Origin of the sequence: Enterobacter cloacae complex sp. IR5459, from assembly GCF_049238005.1 — a bacterium.
GTDB lineage: Bacteria > Pseudomonadota > Gammaproteobacteria > Enterobacterales > Enterobacteriaceae > Enterobacter > Enterobacter hormaechei_C.
Map to the genome: position 1 here is coordinate 77,341 of NZ_JBMKIG010000006.1, position 16,688 is coordinate 94,028.

Annotated in this window: 18 protein-coding genes and 3 tRNA genes; 12 read left to right on the plus strand and 9 right to left on the minus strand. The window is 54.0% G+C overall.

Going from position 1 to position 16,688, the window contains the following annotated elements; genetic code table 11:
* The first annotated feature begins 57 nt into the window (after positions 1-57).
* Positions 58-795: a helix-turn-helix transcriptional regulator gene (locus ACOTX4_RS14110; RefSeq protein ID WP_003856574.1), complete on the plus strand. Its 738-nt coding sequence runs from the start codon at positions 58-60 to the stop codon at positions 793-795.
* A complete protein-coding gene (gene bglJ, locus ACOTX4_RS14115; protein WP_003856573.1) occupies positions 792-1,424 on the plus strand; it encodes a DNA-binding transcriptional activator BglJ in 633 nt (210 codons plus the stop codon). The genes ACOTX4_RS14110 and bglJ overlap by 4 nt, the downstream gene beginning before the upstream one ends.
* 37 nt (positions 1,425-1,461) lie before the next feature.
* Here the strand turns inward: bglJ and ACOTX4_RS14120 are convergent, their stop codons facing one another.
* Positions 1,462-1,920, minus strand: coding sequence for a YbaK/EbsC family protein (locus ACOTX4_RS14120; protein ID WP_003856572.1), 459 nt, complete (start codon positions 1,918-1,920; stop codon positions 1,462-1,464).
* Between the two features lie 328 nt (positions 1,921-2,248).
* Between ACOTX4_RS14120 and ACOTX4_RS14125 the strand changes: the two genes are divergently transcribed.
* Positions 2,249-3,595, plus strand: coding sequence for a PTS sugar transporter subunit IIC (locus tag ACOTX4_RS14125; protein WP_063937912.1), 1,347 nt, complete (start codon positions 2,249-2,251; stop codon positions 3,593-3,595).
* Between the two features lie 77 nt (positions 3,596-3,672).
* Here the strand turns inward: ACOTX4_RS14125 and fhuF are convergent, their stop codons facing one another.
* Positions 3,673-4,461, minus strand: coding sequence for a siderophore-iron reductase FhuF (gene fhuF, locus ACOTX4_RS14130; protein WP_003856570.1), 789 nt, complete (start codon positions 4,459-4,461; stop codon positions 3,673-3,675).
* 95 nt (positions 4,462-4,556) lie between these two features.
* The gene (locus ACOTX4_RS14135; protein ID WP_003856569.1) at positions 4,557-5,621 is read right to left on the minus strand and encodes a GGDEF domain-containing protein; all 1,065 of its coding nucleotides are present in this window, start codon (positions 5,619-5,621) and stop codon (positions 4,557-4,559) included.
* A 216-nt stretch (positions 5,622-5,837) separates the two neighbouring features.
* Between ACOTX4_RS14135 and ACOTX4_RS14140 the strand changes: the two genes are divergently transcribed.
* The gene (locus tag ACOTX4_RS14140; protein ID WP_032628028.1) at positions 5,838-6,107 is read left to right on the plus strand and encodes a DUF1435 domain-containing protein; all 270 of its coding nucleotides are present in this window, start codon (positions 5,838-5,840) and stop codon (positions 6,105-6,107) included.
* A 42-nt stretch (positions 6,108-6,149) separates the two neighbouring features.
* Here the strand turns inward: ACOTX4_RS14140 and ACOTX4_RS14145 are convergent.
* The 4 genes from ACOTX4_RS14145 to rsmC all read right to left on the minus strand — a co-directional run bounded on the left by ACOTX4_RS14145 (position 6,150) and on the right by rsmC (position 7,642).
* Positions 6,150-6,236, minus strand: a tRNA-Leu gene (locus ACOTX4_RS14145).
* Between the two features lie 32 nt (positions 6,237-6,268).
* Positions 6,269-6,354: transfer RNA gene (locus ACOTX4_RS14150), tRNA-Leu, on the minus strand.
* Between the two features lie 28 nt (positions 6,355-6,382).
* A tRNA-Leu gene (locus tag ACOTX4_RS14155) sits at positions 6,383-6,469 on the minus strand.
* Positions 6,470-6,613: 144 nt separating this feature from the next.
* Positions 6,614-7,642 carry a 16S rRNA (guanine(1207)-N(2))-methyltransferase RsmC gene (gene rsmC / locus ACOTX4_RS14160; protein ID WP_063937913.1) on the minus strand — a complete coding sequence of 343 codons (1,029 nt, stop codon included), beginning with the start codon at positions 7,640-7,642 and terminating at the stop codon, positions 6,614-6,616.
* 102 nt (positions 7,643-7,744) lie between these two features.
* On the opposite strand from rsmC, the gene ACOTX4_RS14165 reads away from it, so the two are divergent.
* The 8 genes from ACOTX4_RS14165 to ACOTX4_RS14200 all read left to right on the plus strand — a co-directional run bounded on the left by ACOTX4_RS14165 (position 7,745) and on the right by ACOTX4_RS14200 (position 14,112).
* Positions 7,745-8,158 (plus strand): DNA polymerase III subunit psi, encoded by a 414-nt coding sequence (locus ACOTX4_RS14165; protein WP_003856566.1) that lies wholly within the window; start codon positions 7,745-7,747, stop codon positions 8,156-8,158.
* Complete coding sequence (gene rimI / locus ACOTX4_RS14170) at positions 8,127-8,570, plus strand: ribosomal protein S18-alanine N-acetyltransferase (protein WP_063136693.1); 444 nt, start codon at positions 8,127-8,129, stop codon at positions 8,568-8,570. The genes ACOTX4_RS14165 and rimI overlap by 32 nt, the downstream gene beginning before the upstream one ends.
* 19 nt (positions 8,571-8,589) lie before the next feature.
* On the plus strand, positions 8,590-9,267 hold the full coding sequence (gene yjjG, locus ACOTX4_RS14175; protein ID WP_003856564.1) for a pyrimidine 5'-nucleotidase: 678 nt from the start codon (positions 8,590-8,592) through the stop codon (positions 9,265-9,267).
* A gap of 92 nt (positions 9,268-9,359) precedes the next feature.
* Complete coding sequence (gene prfC / locus ACOTX4_RS14180; RefSeq protein ID WP_003856562.1) at positions 9,360-10,949, plus strand: peptide chain release factor 3; 1,590 nt, start codon at positions 9,360-9,362, stop codon at positions 10,947-10,949.
* Between the two features lie 304 nt (positions 10,950-11,253).
* Positions 11,254-11,871, plus strand: a complete 618-nt coding sequence (gene osmY, locus ACOTX4_RS14185) for a molecular chaperone OsmY (RefSeq protein ID WP_003856559.1) — start codon at positions 11,254-11,256, stop codon at positions 11,869-11,871.
* Positions 11,872-11,996: 125 nt separating this feature from the next.
* Complete coding sequence (locus ACOTX4_RS14190) at positions 11,997-12,158, plus strand: DUF1328 domain-containing protein (protein ID WP_003856556.1); 162 nt, start codon at positions 11,997-11,999, stop codon at positions 12,156-12,158.
* Positions 12,159-12,280: 122 nt separating this feature from the next.
* A complete protein-coding gene (locus ACOTX4_RS14195; RefSeq protein ID WP_003856550.1) occupies positions 12,281-13,333 on the plus strand; it encodes a patatin-like phospholipase family protein in 1,053 nt (350 codons plus the stop codon).
* Complete coding sequence (locus ACOTX4_RS14200) at positions 13,330-14,112, plus strand: TatD family hydrolase (protein WP_045342575.1); 783 nt, start codon at positions 13,330-13,332, stop codon at positions 14,110-14,112. Before ACOTX4_RS14195 ends, ACOTX4_RS14200 begins: the two co-directional genes overlap by 4 nt.
* Here the strand turns inward: ACOTX4_RS14200 and ACOTX4_RS14205 are convergent.
* Complete coding sequence (locus tag ACOTX4_RS14205) at positions 14,107-14,967, minus strand: YjjW family glycine radical enzyme activase (protein ID WP_045342576.1); 861 nt, start codon at positions 14,965-14,967, stop codon at positions 14,107-14,109. The genes ACOTX4_RS14200 and ACOTX4_RS14205 overlap by 6 nt on opposite strands.
* On the minus strand, positions 14,942-16,477 hold the full coding sequence (locus ACOTX4_RS14210) for a YjjI family glycine radical enzyme (protein WP_063937918.1): 1,536 nt from the start codon (positions 16,475-16,477) through the stop codon (positions 14,942-14,944). The genes ACOTX4_RS14205 and ACOTX4_RS14210 overlap by 26 nt, the downstream gene beginning before the upstream one ends.
* Positions 16,478-16,688: the final 211 nt, after the last annotated feature.

Sequence of the window (16,688 nt, forward strand, 5' to 3'; positions counted from 1 at the left end):
TTTAACCTCGTAGGGTTAGTTCGTTCTTAAATAATGAATTCATGACATGGAGGGTCTATGTTGCCATTGAATGGTAAACACGGAGTTGTGATTAGCAGAGTGCCGGTTATGCAAAATGGGTTAGGTGGCGTCATGTCGCGTCATTTTCCCGATTTTGAGATAACGTACTGCCGTTCGATGCAGGAGTTGACGCTACTTCAGTTGCGTCGCGCCGGGGTCGTTATTGCCGATATTTCGGGTGAGTATCGTAATCCTCGCGGCACGCTTGAGCAGTATTATGGATTAATGAATCAGTATCGGGATATTCACTGGATATTCCTTGTCTCGCGTCCTCTTTATCCGCTTGCAGTAGAGCTTCTTATGCGTCCGGAAAGCACGCTGCTTTCAGATATGGAGCCTATTGAAGGCGTCATTAACGCTATTCGCGCGGGCAGTGAACGTGCCGAGCGAATAAGCCAGACGTTATTAATACCGGAAACGCCCGATATTGAAGAGGAGAGTGAGCAAATGATTGCACTCACTCACTCTGAACGCAAGGTGTTGCGTTTACTCGGTAAAGGTTGGGGAATCAACCAAATTGCCACACTACTGAATAAAAGTAATAAAACGATCAGCGCACAGAAAAACAGTGCAATGCGTCGCTTATCACTTCGCAGTAATGCCGATATGTACGCGTGGATAAGCAGTACCCAGGGAATGCGAGAACTCAGTTTAATGTCGGCTTATGGAGAGTTTGAGGAATGGAAAAGACCACTGCAACAAGACATATCGCCGTCATCGAAAGCTGCTCAATGAGCGCTGTGGGGTTGAAGCATCTCTTTGCGATGCCCAGCCTGAGCCATTACCAGGTGCACCTGTTTAGCAGATTCGCCAGCTTTAAAGCGGCGCTCTCGGATATCTCATTCTATGCGGTTATCTATTCACTGTCTGATGAGCGTGAGGAGCGGAGAAACTGTCTTGCCTGTTTACGGGATCTCACCTTCACCCACAGCGACGTCCAGCGTATTGTGCTGGCCTCTGACGAAATGGAGGCGAGGCTGGTCAGCCATCTTTCGCCTTCTCGCTTGCATGGAATCATCAGTAAATCGGTTCCGCTAAAGCAGCTAATGGAGGGCCTGAAGACATTACTCAGCGAAACGCATCAGGTGAACGACAACATGTACAATCACTGGTGTGTTAGCAATCGTATGTTAAGCCCAACCGAGAGGGCGATTCTGCGTTATATGTCATCGGGTTTTTCGATCCCTGAAATTGCAGCACAGCTTGAACGCAATATTAAAACTATCCGGGCGCATAAGTTTAACGCCATGGTAAAGCTGGGCGTCAATTCTGACGTGGGATTACTGGATGCGGCGGATATCCTGGCGCATCTCCCTGCCCGGGAAGTTCGTCGTTCCGCTCTCACCGTTCCTTCATTCTCTTAGCGTTAAATGATGCGCCAGAGTTCTTCTGGCGCATCGTTCAAATGCACACATCCACCCATTTTGCTGCGGTCAGTTCCGCCATTCTGTCGGGCGATATACGCACCGCACTGTGGATGGCGCCCGCTGCGGGTAACACTTCCGCGTATTGTTTTAATGTGATGTCACAGTAAACAGAAAGCGGGTTTTCCAGTCCGAAAGGGCAGACGCCGCCAACAGGATGACCTGTCAGGGTGACTACCTCATCGCTGCTGAGCATGCGGGCTTTTGCGCCGAATGTCTCTTTAAGCTTTTTGTTATCCAGACGCGCATCGCCTTTTGCAACCACCAGAATCACGTCATTTTTAATTTTTAGTGACAGCGTTTTGGCAATTTGGCCGGGTTCAACGTTGTGCGCGGCAGCAGCAAGGGCAACAGTCGCTGTGCTTTGGTTAAGCTCAATGATCTCTATATCCGGAGCGTGTTCGGCAAAAAACTGTTGTACAGACTGCAAACTCATTGATTCCTCCTGACAAATATCCTGCGTAATCTGTCATAAGAATTTAGTCGCTGTAAATATCCCTTAAGTAACAAATATCCGTCAGGGGCGATTTCTGGATCGCCTTCACATTCACAGAAACCGGTTACAGTAACCGGTTGCAGAGCGTGATGCACAGATTAATACTGAGTGTGTAACTTCCCCTGTATCTAATAATAAGAGCTAATTATGAAACCATTCCGTTTGAGCAGTACCGCAGGTACACGATTCGGCAAGGTTGTGACGCTGATGTATGGAACAACGTGTGACGTGAGAACGTCCGAAACGAACGTATGACAGGAGATCTGCTATGTCTGCCAACCATGCTGCATTTAATCTGATTTTCCGCTTCGTTGAAAATTATGTTAGCCCTATTGCCGGGCGCATCTCTTCCCAGCGTCACGTTATGGCTATTCGTGACGGGTTTATCTCAGCGATGCCGTTTATGATTGTGGGCTCGTTTCTGTTAGTGTTCGCTTACCCACCTTTTTCGCCTGATACCACCTGGGGTTTTGCTCGCGCCTGGCTGGATATGGCGAAGCAGTTTGAAGGCCAAATTCTGACGCCGTTTGATATGACAATGGGGGTGATGTCCCTTTATATCTGTGCGGCTATTGCCTACAACCTGGGCAAACATTACGTTAAAACCCATCAGCTGGATCCGTTCATGTGCGCGATGCTGTCGCTGATGGCGTTCCTGCTGGTCGCCGCCCCTAAAACCAAAGGCGCTTTGCCGGTCGATAGCCTGGGAGGGACCGGTATTTTCACCGCGATTCTGGTGGCGATCTATTGCGTTGAGATGATGCGTTTCCTGAAAGCACACAATATCGGGATCCGCCTGCCAGACCAGGTTCCGCCGATGATCAAAAACTCGTTTGATCTGCTGATCCCGGTGCTGCTGGTGGTGCTGACGCTCTATCCGCTGAGTCTGCTGATCCAGTCGCAGTTCGGTATGCTGATCCCACAGGCCATCATGTCGATATTCAAACCGCTGGTCTCTGCGGCTGACTCGCTGCCTGCGATCCTGCTGGCGGTGCTGATTGGCCACCTGCTGTGGTTTGCCGGGATCCACGGCGCGGCGATTGTCTCCGGGATGCTGCAAATGTTCTGGCTGACGAACCTGGGGGCGAACCAGACCGCGCTGGCGGCAAGCCAGCCTTTGCCACACATCTTTATGGAAGCCTTCTGGACGTTCTTTATCGTTATCGGCGGATCGGGGGCGACGATGGGTCTGGTGTTCTGCTATCTGCGTAGCCGCTCCGCGCACCTGCGCTCTATTGGACGTCTGAGCGTGGTGCCAAGCATTTTCAATATCAATGAGCCGGTGATTTTCGGTACGCCGATTGTGATGAACCCGGTGTTCTTTATTCCTTTCCTGCTGGCGCCGATGGTTAATGCCGTGCTGGCATGGGCAGCGATGAAGTTTGATCTGATTGGCCGCGTGATTTCCGTCGTGCCGTGGACGGCACCGGCTCCGGTTGGTGCCGCCTGGGCGCTGGGCTGGGATTTCCGTGCAGCCATTCTGGTGCTGGTTTTGGCCTGCGTTTCCGCGATTATCTATTTCCCGTTCTTCAAGGTGTACGAGAAACAGTTGCTTCAGCAGGAAGCGGAAGAAGCACAGCGTAATGGAGAAGAGGAAAATGAGCAGGTCGCTTAGGTAAAAGCAAAACGGCAACGCAGGTTGCCGTTTTTAGTGTTTGTTCTCTCTCACTGCGGGTATCAGGCCGGGCCAGACTACTTAAGCGTGCAATCGCCGCACTGCTGGACGTCCGGCAGACGGTAGCGCTGACAGCAGGTACGACGTACCAGAAGTCCCTCACGCGGAACCACGGTGCGGTAAAGAGGGTTATCCCGTCCATCCGATAGCTGTCTGGCAAAGAAACAGCTCTGACGCAGTGCATCCACTTTCTCGTCGCCGAGCAGCGGCTTCATTTCCGTTAAATACCAGTGGATAAGATACCCGGTATTACTCCAGATCAGTTTGCCGTTAATCTCTCCCGTCGCTTCCAGCGCATCAATGACCGGAACCAGCGCTCTTGTAATCAGCCGTTCCATACGCGCCTGCGCTGACAGGTGTCTCGCGCTCGGATCTTCATGTACATCAATCCAGAAACAGGCAGCGCGCCCGGTTTCATGAAATTCAACATGGAAATGTTCCGACGAGAGATCGAGCATCGTTTCCTGGGTAAGCAGGGCTAGCATGACGGGCGGCACCATCAGCCCGATATACCACTGTGCCCAGAGGGATAACAGCGGTTTATTTTCCCGCGTCAGGGTAGGTTGGTTACGATAAATATGGTCGGAATAGGTTGCCAGCAGCGACCGCAGCTCGGCAGGACGTTGCCACTCAGTCAGCGTCAGCGCATGATGCGGCGGTGCTTCATCCAGTTTGATGAAATCCAGCAGATGGGCGCGCGTTACGGCAATTTTTTCCCGAATGGCATCCGCAAGCGTCGTTTCCCCGGCGGAGAGTGGAGCTCGCCAGAGCAGGGGCTCAACGATGTGTGCGGTACGAGTCGCCATAGTGTGGATTACAAATCTAAATGATAATGATTGCCAATCCTAACTATAGATAAAACCAAGCGCAAGCGTTTTATCCTGGCGCTGTGAAGGCGGTTTCAGGCAGTATGAAGCTCTTCGCTCAGCAGAATGCTGTTACGTCCCATATGCTTGGCTTCATAGAGGGCTTTATCCGCTTTCGCCAGCGCGCCCTCAACGTCTTCACCTTCGAACATGGCGATGCCGATGCTGATGGTCACGTTAGTGGCGACGCTTTCGTTAAACATATGGGGGATTTTAAGATCGTAAACCTTCTGACGTATGCGTTCAGCCGTCTGGCGCGCTTGCTCCAGCGGGATGTTACTCAACAGCACCATAAATTCTTCCCCGCCAAACCGGGCGACAACATCGCGTGAGCGCACGGCGTCGCGTATCGCAGCCGAGACCCTGATCAAGGCCTGATCGCCCATCATATGGCCGTAATGGTCGTTGTAGGCTTTGAAGTGGTCGATATCCATCAGCAGCACGAAGTGCTCGCCAGCGTCAGGCCTGGGAAGGTTCTCCAGCCGGCTTTGCAGCCCGCGACGGTTATACAGGCCGGTGAGCGGGTCCATCATGCTAAGATCGGTCAGGGTTTCGCGCTCCTCCAGCAGTTCGGAAAGCAGCTCCTGGGCGAAACGGTCATTGCGCCGCTGAAGAACATGATGGATACCAATGGCGACCACCGGCAGCGCGAAAAAATAGGCCATTCTCAGCCAGTTTTCGGACGGGCTAAGCCACAGGCAGGATATAAAGGCGGGAAATGAATGTAACGTAAAGGCTTTAATATTACTCGCGAACGCCAGAGACCCTATAAAAAGCACTGTTAATAGCGCCATCATTAAATAGGTCGCGTGATCGTGCGTGATTAACAGAAATTTAGAGACGATCTGCCAGGCCCATAAAAGACCAAAAATAGCTGAAACAACAGGGATATTTATTTTTCGCGTGCTGTTTTTCCAGTGCCAGATAAGTAAGCCTGTGCTGATAGTCAGTACGGCAAAGAGCGGGACTGATAACACACGCACGGAATAGAGAGGATTTGTTACCGAGAACAATGCTGATGCGGCGTTCAGAAATAAAAACAAACGTAAAGATAGCTGATATTTCTTGTTGACTAAAGACAGCCAGGATTGTGATGTCATATGCGTGCGTTTTTATTAAAACTCAATTAAAACAATGAGCAAGGTGTTGTTGTGTAATATTGGTCGCTACAAAATTGAATTTTTATTATCAGAAAAACTTTATCGGAAGTTAACAGGTGGGCAATTTATCACCTTACACATTCTCTGTCATTATGGGAAAGCAATTGCTGGCGCAATTTCTTACGTCGCCTGCTGACAAGTGATAATTACTATCATATGATACTGGTTATCATTATCAGTGCGAGAGGTGAAACCATGTTGAGCAAAGCGCTGGGAAGTGGGTGGGGAATATTACTGCCTGGTTCCATTATCGGTGGGCTGATGTTTACCGATCTCCCCATTGATGTCTGGAAAGCAATGATTGTTTCAGGCTTGCTGGTGACATCCGCGATGATCTGGCACAAACAGTTACGGCATTATGTCCTGCTGCCTTCATGCGTGGCGCTAATCAGTGGACTGCTGGTGATTCTGATGAGTTTGAAATAAAAGAGAAAAATAAGAGGGACTTCTGAGAGGATGTAAGATAATTGGTGCGAGGGGGGGGACTTGAACCCCCACGTCCGTAAGGACACTAACACCTGAAGCTAGCGCGTCTACCAATTCCGCCACCTTCGCACAGTCATCTTACTGGTTTGATATCGCCTCGTTGGTGCGAGGGGGGGGACTCGAACCCCCACATCCTAAGGACACTAACACCTGAAGCTAGCGCGTCTACCAATTCCGCCACCTTCGCCCAGTGCGAGCAATATCAACGTGATTTATGGTGCGAGGGGGGGGACTTGAACCCCCACGTCCGTAAGGACACTAACACCTGAAGCTAGCGCGTCTACCAATTCCGCCACCTTCGCATACCATCGACACTGTAAAAGTATCGTAACCACGGAGGCGCATTCTAGATGTTTTCAGCTTTACGTCAACAGAAAATTGCGCACGTTGTTTTGATTGCTGCAAAATTGGGCGATGGCAGCGTCAGCCATCGCCGGACCGGGGGGTTACTTTTTCGCCTGGCGCGTCATCACGGTGCGATAGACCTTAAAGCGGCCCGTCTGGGCGATCACTTCGTGGAAGCCAAAGGTTTCATCCAGCACTTTCGGGTATGCGAGGAAGGCGTTCGCCACAATACGCAGCTCACCGCCGCTGTTGAGGTGACGGGTTGCGCCACGGATCAGCGTTTGCGCCGCTTCAAGGCTGGTCTCCATTCCGTCGTGGAACGGCGGGTTAGAGATGATCATGTCAAAGCGACCGGTCACATCGGAGAAGACGTTGCTGGCAATCACGTCGCCTTCAATGCCATTCGCAGCAAGCGTGGCGCGGCTGGCTTCTACCGCCGGAGCGCTCACGTCACACAGGGTTAAACGCACTTTTGGTGAGTGACTGGCGAGAACCGTTGACAGCACGCCCGCGCCACAGCCGACGTCCAGCACTTTGCCCTTGGTATGAGGCGTCAGGGTGGACAGCAGAAGCTTGCTGCCCGTATCGAGCGCATCACGGCTGAACACGCCCGGCAGGGTTTTAATGGTCAGGCCGTCAAGCTGGTACTCGTCCCAGAAGGCGTCGGCATCGAAGGTGGTCTGTTTTTCCAGACGACCATGGTACAGGCCGCAGCGACGGGCGCTGTCGATTTTCGTCAGCGGCGCCCAGTCTTCGAGCATCTGCTCTGCGCTACGCACCCCGCTGCGGTTTTCACCGACAACAAAAATATCGCAGCCGACCGGCAGCAGAGAAAGCAGGTTCATCAGCTGGAACTGGGCTTCCGGCTTGTTTTTCGGCCAGTAGTAAATGAGCGTATCGCAGTCAGCAATATCGCTCTGCTCCGCCGCCAGGCTAAAGCGCGCGCGCTCGCCCATCTGACGGCTCAGCACTTGCCAGTGGTGATAGTACTGGGTGTGGGCACGGCTTTCAGCACAGTCGAAACGTGCGGGCAGGTCATCCTGCATATCTCCGGCAAACAGAATACGGCTCTCTTCGAAATCATCACTGTGACGCAGCAAGACTTCACTTGCCGGGGTAAATGCAGACATGAATTGTTCCTCAATAAACTCAGGCGGGGATTATAGTAGGTAGATGGCGCAGTTTCGACACATTTGCTATATTTGCGCGCCTGAGAGACAGGAGTTTTCGCTATGACATCCCGACGAGACTGGCAGTTGCAGCAACTGGGCATCACCCAGTGGGCTTTGCGTCGCCCGACGGCGTTGCGGGGCGAAATAGCCATCTCCATCCCTGCGCATGTCCGCCTGGTGATGGTGGCAGAAGCGCCGCCTGCCCTGAACGAGCCCCTGATTGAGGATGTCCTTCGCAGCCTGAAGGTGACCCACGATCAGGTATTACAGCTGGCGCCCGAAAGCGTCGCGATGCTTCCCTCTGACAGCCGCTGTAACAGCTGGCGAATCGGGGCGGTGGATGAGCTACCCCTTGAAGGAAGCCAGATCAGCTCGCCAGCGCTGGACGAACTGAAAGCCAACCCAAAAGCGCGTAGCGCGCTATGGCAACAAATTTGCGAATATGAACACGATTTCTTCCCTCACGACGGCTGACCTGACCACCGCGTTCGCGATTGAAACCCGCGCCCATGCCTTTCCGTGGAGCGAAAAGACGTTTGCCAGCAATCAGGGCGAACGCTATTTAAATCTCCGCCTGGACGTTGACGGTGCGATGGCTGCGTTCGCCATCACGCAGGTCGTTCTGGACGAGGCGACGCTGTTTAATATCGCGGTCGATCCCGCATACCAGCGCCGCGGGCTGGGCAGGGAACTGCTTGAGCACCTCACTCGTGAGCTGGAAACCCGTGACGTTTTCACCCTGTGGCTGGAGGTGCGCGCGTCCAATGTCGCCGCCATCGCGCTCTATGAAAGCTTAGGCTTCAACGAGGCGACTATCCGCCGTAACTACTACCCCACCGCAGAGGGACGTGAAGACGCCATTATCATGGCTCTGCCGATTGGATAACGAAAATAAGGTTGTAACGATGAAATGGGACTGGATTTTCTTTGATGCCGACGAAACGCTGTTTACGTTTGACTCGTTCGGCGGCCTACAGCGGATGTTTCTCGACTATAGCGTGACGTTCACCGCGGAAGATTTTCAGGACTATCAGGCGGTGAACAAACCGCTGTGGGTGGATTACCAGAACGGAGCCATCACCGCGTTACAGCTTCAGCATCAGCGTTTTGACGTGTGGGCTGAACGGTTAAACGTGAGTCCTGGGGTGCTGAACGAGGCCTTCCTGAATGCGATGGCGGATATCTGCGCGCCGCTGCCCGGCGCCGTTTCTTTGCTGGATTCGCTGAAAGGGAAGGTGAAGCTTGGGATCATTACCAACGGCTTTACCGCGCTTCAGCAGATTCGCCTTGAACGCACCGGCCTGCGCGATCATTTCGACGCGCTGGTGATCTCCGAAGAGGTGGGCGTACCGAAGCCGGATCCGCGTATTTTCGATTATGCGTTGGCGCAAGCGGGCAATCCTGACCGCGATCGCGTGCTGATGGTGGGGGATACGGCAGAATCTGATATTCTGGGAGGTATGAGATCGGGCCTGTCGACCGTCTGGCTGAATGCGCATGGCCGCATGCTGCCGGAAGGCATCGAGCCGACCTGGACCGTTACGTCATTGAACGAACTGGAGCAGCTCCTGTGTAAACAATGATTGCCTGCCCCCTGTTGATGGGTAAAATAGCCGCATTTTTCGTATTCCATGATGCGCGGCCTGCTGCCGCGCTTACCTAAGAAGAATTGATTATGACGTTGTCTCCTTATCTGCAAGAGGTGGCCAAACGCCGCACTTTTGCCATTATCTCGCACCCGGATGCCGGTAAAACGACCATCACCGAGAAGGTGTTGCTGTTCGGACAGGCGATCCAGACCGCGGGTACCGTTAAAGGCCGTGGCTCCAGCCAGCATGCTAAATCCGACTGGATGGAGATGGAAAAGCAGCGTGGTATTTCGATTACCACCTCCGTGATGCAGTTCCCGTATCACGACTGTCTGGTGAACCTGCTGGACACCCCGGGGCACGAAGACTTCTCCGAAGATACCTACCGTACCCTGACGGCGGTGGACTGCTGCCTGATGGTGATCGACGCCGCGAAAGGTGTTGAAGATCGTACCCGCAAGCTGATGGAAGTCACCCGTCTGCGCGATACGCCGATCCTCACCTTTATGAACAAACTCGACCGTGACATCCGTGATCCGATGGAGCTGATGGATGAAGTGGAAAACGAGCTGAAGATTGCCTGCGCGCCAATCACCTGGCCGATTGGCTGCGGCAAGCTGTTCAAAGGGGTTTACCACCTCTATAAAGACGAAACCTACCTGTACCAGACCGGTAAGGGTCACACCATTCAGGAAGTGCGCATCGTGAAAGGTCTGGACAACCCGGATCTGGACGCAGCGGTCGGTGAAGAACTGGCCGCGCAGCTGCGCGATGAGCTGGAGCTGGTTAAAGGCGCGTCGCACGAGTTCGACCGAGAGCTGTTCCTGAGCGGTGAAATTACCCCGGTCTTCTTCGGTACCGCCCTCGGCAACTTTGGCGTTGACCATATGCTCGACGGTCTGGTGGAGTGGGCCCCGCAGCCAATGCCGCGTAAAACCGACACCCGCGAAGTAGAAGCAAAGGAAGAGAAGTTCTCCGGCTTCGTCTTTAAAATTCAGGCCAACATGGACCCGAAACACCGCGACCGCGTTGCCTTTATGCGCGTGGTCTCCGGTAAGTACGAGAAGGGCATGAAGCTGCGTCAGGTCCGTATCGGTAAAGACGTGGTGATCTCCGACGCGCTGACCTTCATGGCGGGCGACCGTTCGCATGTAGAAGAAGCCTATCCGGGTGACATCATTGGTTTACACAACCACGGTACCATTCAGATTGGCGATACCTTCACGCAAGGCGAAATGATGAAGTTCACCGGTATCCCGAACTTCGCGCCAGAACTGTTCCGCCGCATTCGCCTGCGCGATCCGCTGAAGCAGAAGCAACTGCTGAAAGGCCTGGTCCAGCTTTCCGAAGAGGGGGCTGTACAGGTGTTCCGCCCTATTGCTAACAACGATCTGATCGTGGGCGCGGTGGGTGTGCTCCAGTTTGACGTGGTGGTTGCCCGTCTTAAGAGCGAGTACAACGTGGAAGCGATTTACGAATCGGTGAACGTGGCGACCGCCCGCTGGGTTGAATGTTCAGACGTGAAGAAATTCGAAGAATTTAAACGTAAGAACGAAGTTCAGCTGGCGCTGGACGGTGGCGATAACCTGACCTATATCGCCCCGACCATGGTTAACCTGAACCTGACGCAGGAACGTTATCCTGATGTTCAGTTCCGCAAAACGCGCGAGCATTAATTCCCTCTCAGAGCACGGCAGCCGCCGTGCTCTTCTTTAATTCCTGTGTTATTAAACCCTTGCGGAATGTTCTTAATTCACCGCATTTTTTCGCTATTCGTTCGTTTTTTCCCCAATTCTGAATGCACCCCTCTGATTGTGATCTATATTTAACTCAGTGTTTAGCACCGGGCGTGGATGAATTAACTGTTCAATGCATGTCCATTGGTTCTCCATTTTGCCCCGGTGTTAATTCGCAATATATAAAACCAAGATTTAGGGAAGTATGTCGCCCAAATAACGGGCAAAACACAGGAATAAATCGATGAATATGACAAGACTGAAGATTTCTAAAACTCTGCTGGCTGTAACGTTGGGTAGTGTCCTGGTAAGCGGTTCTGCTCTGGCGGAATCCAGCACTATGGATAAAGCGCAAAGTTCCGCCAATACTGCAGGGGAAAAAATCGATAGCTCTATGAATAAAGTCGGTAATTTCATGGATGACAGCTCAATCACAGCAAAAGTGAAAGCCGCATTGGTGGATCACGACTCCATTAAGAGCACCGATATTTCTGTAAAAACCGACAACAAGGTTGTTACCCTGAGCGGTTTCGTTGAAAGCCAGACCCAGGCCGAAGAAGCCGTTAAAGTGGCGAAAGGCGTTGAGGGCGTAAGCTCCGTCAGCGACAAACTGCACGTACGTGACAGCAAAGAATCGTCCGTGAAGGGCTATGCCGGAGATGCAGCAACTACCAGCGAAATCAAAGCTAAACTGTTAGCTGACGACATCGTGCCATCCCGTATGGTGAAAGTTGAAACCACTGATGGTGTGGTCCAGCTGTCCGGTACGGTTGAGAATCAGGCACAAAGCGATCGTGCCGAGTCAATTGCGAAAGCTATTGATGGTGTGAAAAGCGTCAAAAACGATCTGAAAACGAAGTAAAGCAGTACCATTCGCCCGTAAGGCTGAAAACCGCGGGCGAAATAAAAACGATTCTGGAAAAGCCGGTGAGTGACCTGAGCGCTCACGTTTAGCGGCCGACATTAACTATGGTAAAGGAGAGGCTTATGTTTCGTTGGGGCATTATATTTCTGGTTATCGCGTTAATTGCCGCCGCATTGGGCTTTGGTGGACTGGCGGGTACCGCGGCATGGGCAGCGAAAATTGTCTTCGTCGTCGGTATTATTCTGTTCCTGGTCAGCCTGTTTACGGGTCGACGTCGCCCGTAGCAAACGCAATATTTACTAAACAAACTCAAGCCAGTCCTCGTGACTGGCTTTTTCTCGTTTGAGAACCACCGGGGAAGTGCGTTACTGTGTCTCATCACAATAATGAAAACAGGAAGGCAGAGGTGGGGCAACGAATTCCCGTTACGCTCGGCAATATTGCGCCGCTGACGTTAAAACCGTTTCATGCAGGCCAGCTTGCGCTGGTCTGTGAAGGGGGCGGGCAGCGCGGTATTTTTACCGCCGGCGTGCTCGACGAATTTATGCGCGCGCAATTCAACCCGTTCGATCTCTATTTCGGTACCTCTGCCGGGGCGCAGAACCTCTCCGCCTATGTCTGCAACCAGCCCGGCTATGCGCGCAAAGTGATTATGCGCTATACCACCTCGAAAGAATTCTTCAATCCGGTACGCTTCGTGCGCGGCGGGAACCTGATCGATCTCGACTGGTTACTGGATGCCACCTCCAGCCAGATGCCGCTGGCCATGGATACCGCGTCACGACTGTTCGATACCGGCAAAGAGTTCTGGATGTGCGCCAGCCGTGGCGATGACTATTCGCCGGGTTACTTTTCGCCGCAGAAAGAGAACTGGCTGGATATCATCCGCGCGTCCAGCGCGATCCCGGGATTCTACCGCACCGGCGCGTTGCTGGAGGGGATAAGCTATCTTGACGGTGGTATCAGCGACGCGGTGCCGGTACAGGAGGCGGCGCGGCGCGGGGCAAAAACCATTGTGGTGATCCGTACGGTGCCTTCGCAGATGTATTACACCCCACAGTGGTTTAAGCGGATGGAACGCTGGCTGGGCGACAGCAGCCTGCAACCGCTGGTGAATATTGCGAAGCAGCATGAAACCACCTACGGCGCGATGCAGCGTTTTATTGAAAAACCACCGGGCAAGCTGCGCATCTTTGAAATTTATCCGCCGAAGCCGCTGTTGAGCATGGCGCTGGGCAGTCGGTTGCCTGCGTTGCGTATGGATTACAAAACGGGGCGGCTGTGCGGGCGTTACTTCCTTGCGACCGTCGGGAAAATGCTGGCCGAGCAACCGCCTCTTCATCGGCATAAAAGCATCATTTTGCCGCCTGCCGTTGTGGCCAATGACGCGGTGGCGATGCCGCTGGTGGACGCGCCGCAGGCCAACGATGGCTTACTCGATAACGAGGATCTGGCGTGACGCACTGCTTTATCGATACCCATTGCCACTTTGATTTCCCGCCGTTTAGCGGGGAGGAAACATCCAGTCTTGCGCGTGCGGCTGAGGCCGGTGTGAGAGCCATTATTGTGCCCGCTATTGAAGCGGCGAGATTCGAGAAAGTTCTGGCGCTTGCCCGGGGGCACGATGCGCTGTATGCCGCGTTGGGTCTGCATCCGATCGTTATTGAGCACCATCTTGATGACCATCTCGACAGGCTGGATGCCACGCTGCAAAACGCGGATACGAAGCTGGTTGCCATCGGTGAGATCGGCCTCGATCTCTATCGTGAAGATCCGCAGTTTGAACGCCAGCAGACGATTCTGGACGCGCAGCTCCGGTTGGCAAAGCGCCACGATCTGCCGGTGATCCTCCACTCCAGACGTACCCATGACAAACTGGCGATGCACCTGAAGCGCATCGACGTGCCGCGCAGGGGCGTGGTCCATGGTTTCGCTGGAAGCCTTCAGCAGGCGCAGCGTTTTATCGAGCTGGGCTATAAAATTGGCGTCGGTGGCACCATTACCTATCCGCGTGCCAGCAAAACCCGTGATGTGATGGCACAGCTCCCGCTGACCTCGCTCCTGCTGGAAACGGATGCGCCTGACATGCCGCTGAATGGTTTTCAGGGCCAGCCTAACCGCCCGGAGCAGGCGGCGCGCGTTTTTGATGTGCTGTGTGAGTTGCGTCAGGAGCCTGAAGATGTGATTGCCAGCGCGCTGCTGGAAAATACCCGAGCGGTCTTCGGCATCACGCTATAGATAAAGGGCCGGGCGGATCACCGTGATCTGCTGCCGTTCCAGGGCCTGCGCCAGCGGCTCGATGTCCTCCGGCGTGGCGCTCCGCCATCTCGCCGCCTCCCCGTAAACCCCATGGGCATGAAACGCGTTGATCCGCACCGGAACGTTCCCCAACGTGTGGATAAAAGCGGTCAGCGATGGCAGATGTTGCAGATAATCACACCGATCGGGGATCACCAGCAGGCGCAGCTCCGTCAGGCGATGACGATCGGCCAGCCAGCGGATGCTCTGCTTGATCAGCGTGTTTTCGCGCCCGGTCAGAAAACGGTGATGTTCATTGCCCCAGGCTTTCAGATCCACCATCGCGCCGTCAAACACCGGAAACAGCTTTTGCCAGCCGGTTTCGCTTAACAGGCCGTTGCTGTCCACCAGGCACGTCAGATGGCGCAGGGACGGATCGGCTTTGATTGCGGTGAAAAGCGCAACCAAAAACGGCAGCTGCGTGGTGGCCTCACCCCCGCTGACGGTCACGCCCTCAATAAACGGCGCGCACGTGAGAACCCGGGAGAGGATCTCCTCGACGCTATAGCGCTGCGCCATCGGCGTCGCCTGCTTCTGACACAGGTGCAGGCAGGTGTCGCACTGCTGACAGTGACTCTCCTGCCACCAGATGCGCCCGGCCTGAATCGTCAGCGCATCATGCGGACAGTGGGGTACACAGTCGCCGCAGTCGTTGCAGCGCCCTATCGTCCACGGGTTGTGGCAGGTTTTGCAGCGCAGGTTACAGCCCTGGAGGAACAACGCCAGGCGGCTGCCCGGCCCGTCCACGCAGGAGAAGGGTATGACCTGACTAACTAAAGCGCATCTGCTGTTCATGACTTATCACGCGCGGCTGACGTTCCAGAATACGGGTATTGCGCGCGGCCTCCTCGCCGAGCCAGGTGGTGTTGGTGCGCGAGCCGGCCTCCCGGTATTTCTCAAGATCGGAGAGCCGCACCATATAGCCGGTAACGCGCACGAGATCGTTACCCGCAACGTTGGCGGTAAACTCGCGCATCCCCGCCCTGAACGCGCCGAGACAGAGCTGGACCACTGCCTGCGGGTTACGTTTTACCGTTTCATCCAGCGTCAGAATGTCGCTGATCCCGGAAGCGTAGTGCTTGTGGTGCGGCGCAACGGCCAGCAGGTGGCTGATGGGATCCGGCTCGTCGCCGTAGGGCAGGCGCGCGCCCGGCGTGGTGCCCGAGTCAGAGCTGATCCCCGACTGCGCATGAAGCATCGCGCGCTGCTTCCAGCCGTGTTTCACCGGCGTGTTTTCGACAAACGCCGCAAGCTGTTCACTGATGCGGTAGCCCAGCGCATTGGCCTGTTCGTTCTTACCGTAACGTCCCGTAATGCCTGCTTTCTGGCACAGCACGTTCACCGCTTCGGCCAGACCGTACATGCCAAACATCGGCACAAAGCGATCGGCATCAATCAGCCCCTCTTTTACCAGGAAGCTATTCTCAAAGAAGCCGGATTGTTCATATAAAAAATCGCAGCGCGCATTAATGATCGCGATTTGTTGCTGGCAGTAGTGGGGAAGGGTACGGGTGAAAAAGTCTTCCGATGAGTGGCTGTGTTCCGCAATCGCTTTCAGGTTTAGGCGCACCAGCGTGCTGCCGCCGCCCGCCAGCGGCAGGGAGTTGTAACAGCTCACCACGCCATAGCGACCTTTTGTGAAAATTTTATCATTCACCGGGCCATTAGAAATATGCGGTTTACTACATTCACAAATGTTTTTCGCCACGCTCAGCAGCAGATCGCCGGGGGTAACATCCGGGTCGTAGATAAAGGTCAGGTTCGGCGCAACCTGCTTAAGTTCGGCATCCGCACGAAGGATTGCTCGGGTGACAGGCGTATCCGCCGGGCCGATATTGGCATGCATAAACGCATCGGGCAGCGTTCTGTCCAGGTAACGCCAGAAACGTTTTATTCGGCTATCGATTTTATCCTGTGTTAGAATTTTAACATAAGGGCTGAGGATTTCATCGAGCTGGCCCAGATAGACCGGCATGGACGTGACGGACGGAACGTGGTGGTAAAGGATAGTGAGCAGCGAGAGGGCATCATCCAGATCTTTCGCCCCTTCCAGCTCCAGCCATTCTGAGCCGTTAGCCAGAAATTTAGCGTAGTCCGGCAGCACGTAGCGCGGTTTGTAAGGCGCATGGCCTTCGAACATGTCGCAGATGAATCCCTCGTCCAGCGCGGCGCGGGCCGCCTCTGACAGAGCGGGATAGGGCAGATTGTTCTCCGCTTCCAGCGCCAGAAAATGACGTTTTTGTTCCGGGGTTAACACCGGGCTGGTCACAATGTGCTGGCAACGTTGTTGCAGGGCGTCGGGCATGTTCACTTCCTTGGTTGTTCTGCGGATAGTGAACGAATTGTAGGAAGCCAGCCTGGTGGCGCTTTTGATCAGAAAGGGGATATCGCCGATTTAGTCAGCAATTAACGCACTAAAATTTGAAGCAGATCTCATTACAGTAATGCAAATTTGCACACAGTTTTCATTAACTGTGATGAATGTCGAAGTGTGGATGCGGGTGAATGTTAGAATA

Coding starts and splice junctions, on each gene's coding strand:
- ACOTX4_RS14205 (WP_045342576.1), bottom strand. CDS start 14,967: ATGAACAGCAGATGCGCTTTAGTTAGTCAGGTCATACCCTTCTCCTGC.
- ACOTX4_RS14165 (WP_003856566.1), top strand. CDS start 7,745: ATGACATCCCGACGAGACTGGCAGTTGCAGCAACTGGGCATCACCCAG.
- ACOTX4_RS14125 (WP_063937912.1), top strand. CDS start 2,249: ATGTCTGCCAACCATGCTGCATTTAATCTGATTTTCCGCTTCGTTGAA.
- yjjG (WP_003856564.1), top strand. CDS start 8,590: ATGAAATGGGACTGGATTTTCTTTGATGCCGACGAAACGCTGTTTACG.
- osmY (WP_003856559.1), top strand. CDS start 11,254: ATGAATATGACAAGACTGAAGATTTCTAAAACTCTGCTGGCTGTAACG.
- fhuF (WP_003856570.1), bottom strand. CDS start 4,461: ATGGCGACTCGTACCGCACACATCGTTGAGCCCCTGCTCTGGCGAGCT.
- ACOTX4_RS14210 (WP_063937918.1), bottom strand. CDS start 16,477: ATGCCCGACGCCCTGCAACAACGTTGCCAGCACATTGTGACCAGCCCG.
- ACOTX4_RS14110 (WP_003856574.1), top strand. CDS start 58: ATGTTGCCATTGAATGGTAAACACGGAGTTGTGATTAGCAGAGTGCCG.
- ACOTX4_RS14140 (WP_032628028.1), top strand. CDS start 5,838: ATGATACTGGTTATCATTATCAGTGCGAGAGGTGAAACCATGTTGAGC.
- ACOTX4_RS14135 (WP_003856569.1), bottom strand. CDS start 5,621: ATGACATCACAATCCTGGCTGTCTTTAGTCAACAAGAAATATCAGCTA.
- rsmC (WP_063937913.1), bottom strand. CDS start 7,642: ATGTCTGCATTTACCCCGGCAAGTGAAGTCTTGCTGCGTCACAGTGAT.
- rimI (WP_063136693.1), top strand. CDS start 8,127: ATGAACACGATTTCTTCCCTCACGACGGCTGACCTGACCACCGCGTTC.
- prfC (WP_003856562.1), top strand. CDS start 9,360: ATGACGTTGTCTCCTTATCTGCAAGAGGTGGCCAAACGCCGCACTTTT.
- ACOTX4_RS14190 (WP_003856556.1), top strand. CDS start 11,997: ATGTTTCGTTGGGGCATTATATTTCTGGTTATCGCGTTAATTGCCGCC.
- bglJ (WP_003856573.1), top strand. CDS start 792: ATGAGCGCTGTGGGGTTGAAGCATCTCTTTGCGATGCCCAGCCTGAGC.
- ACOTX4_RS14120 (WP_003856572.1), bottom strand. CDS start 1,920: ATGAGTTTGCAGTCTGTACAACAGTTTTTTGCCGAACACGCTCCGGAT.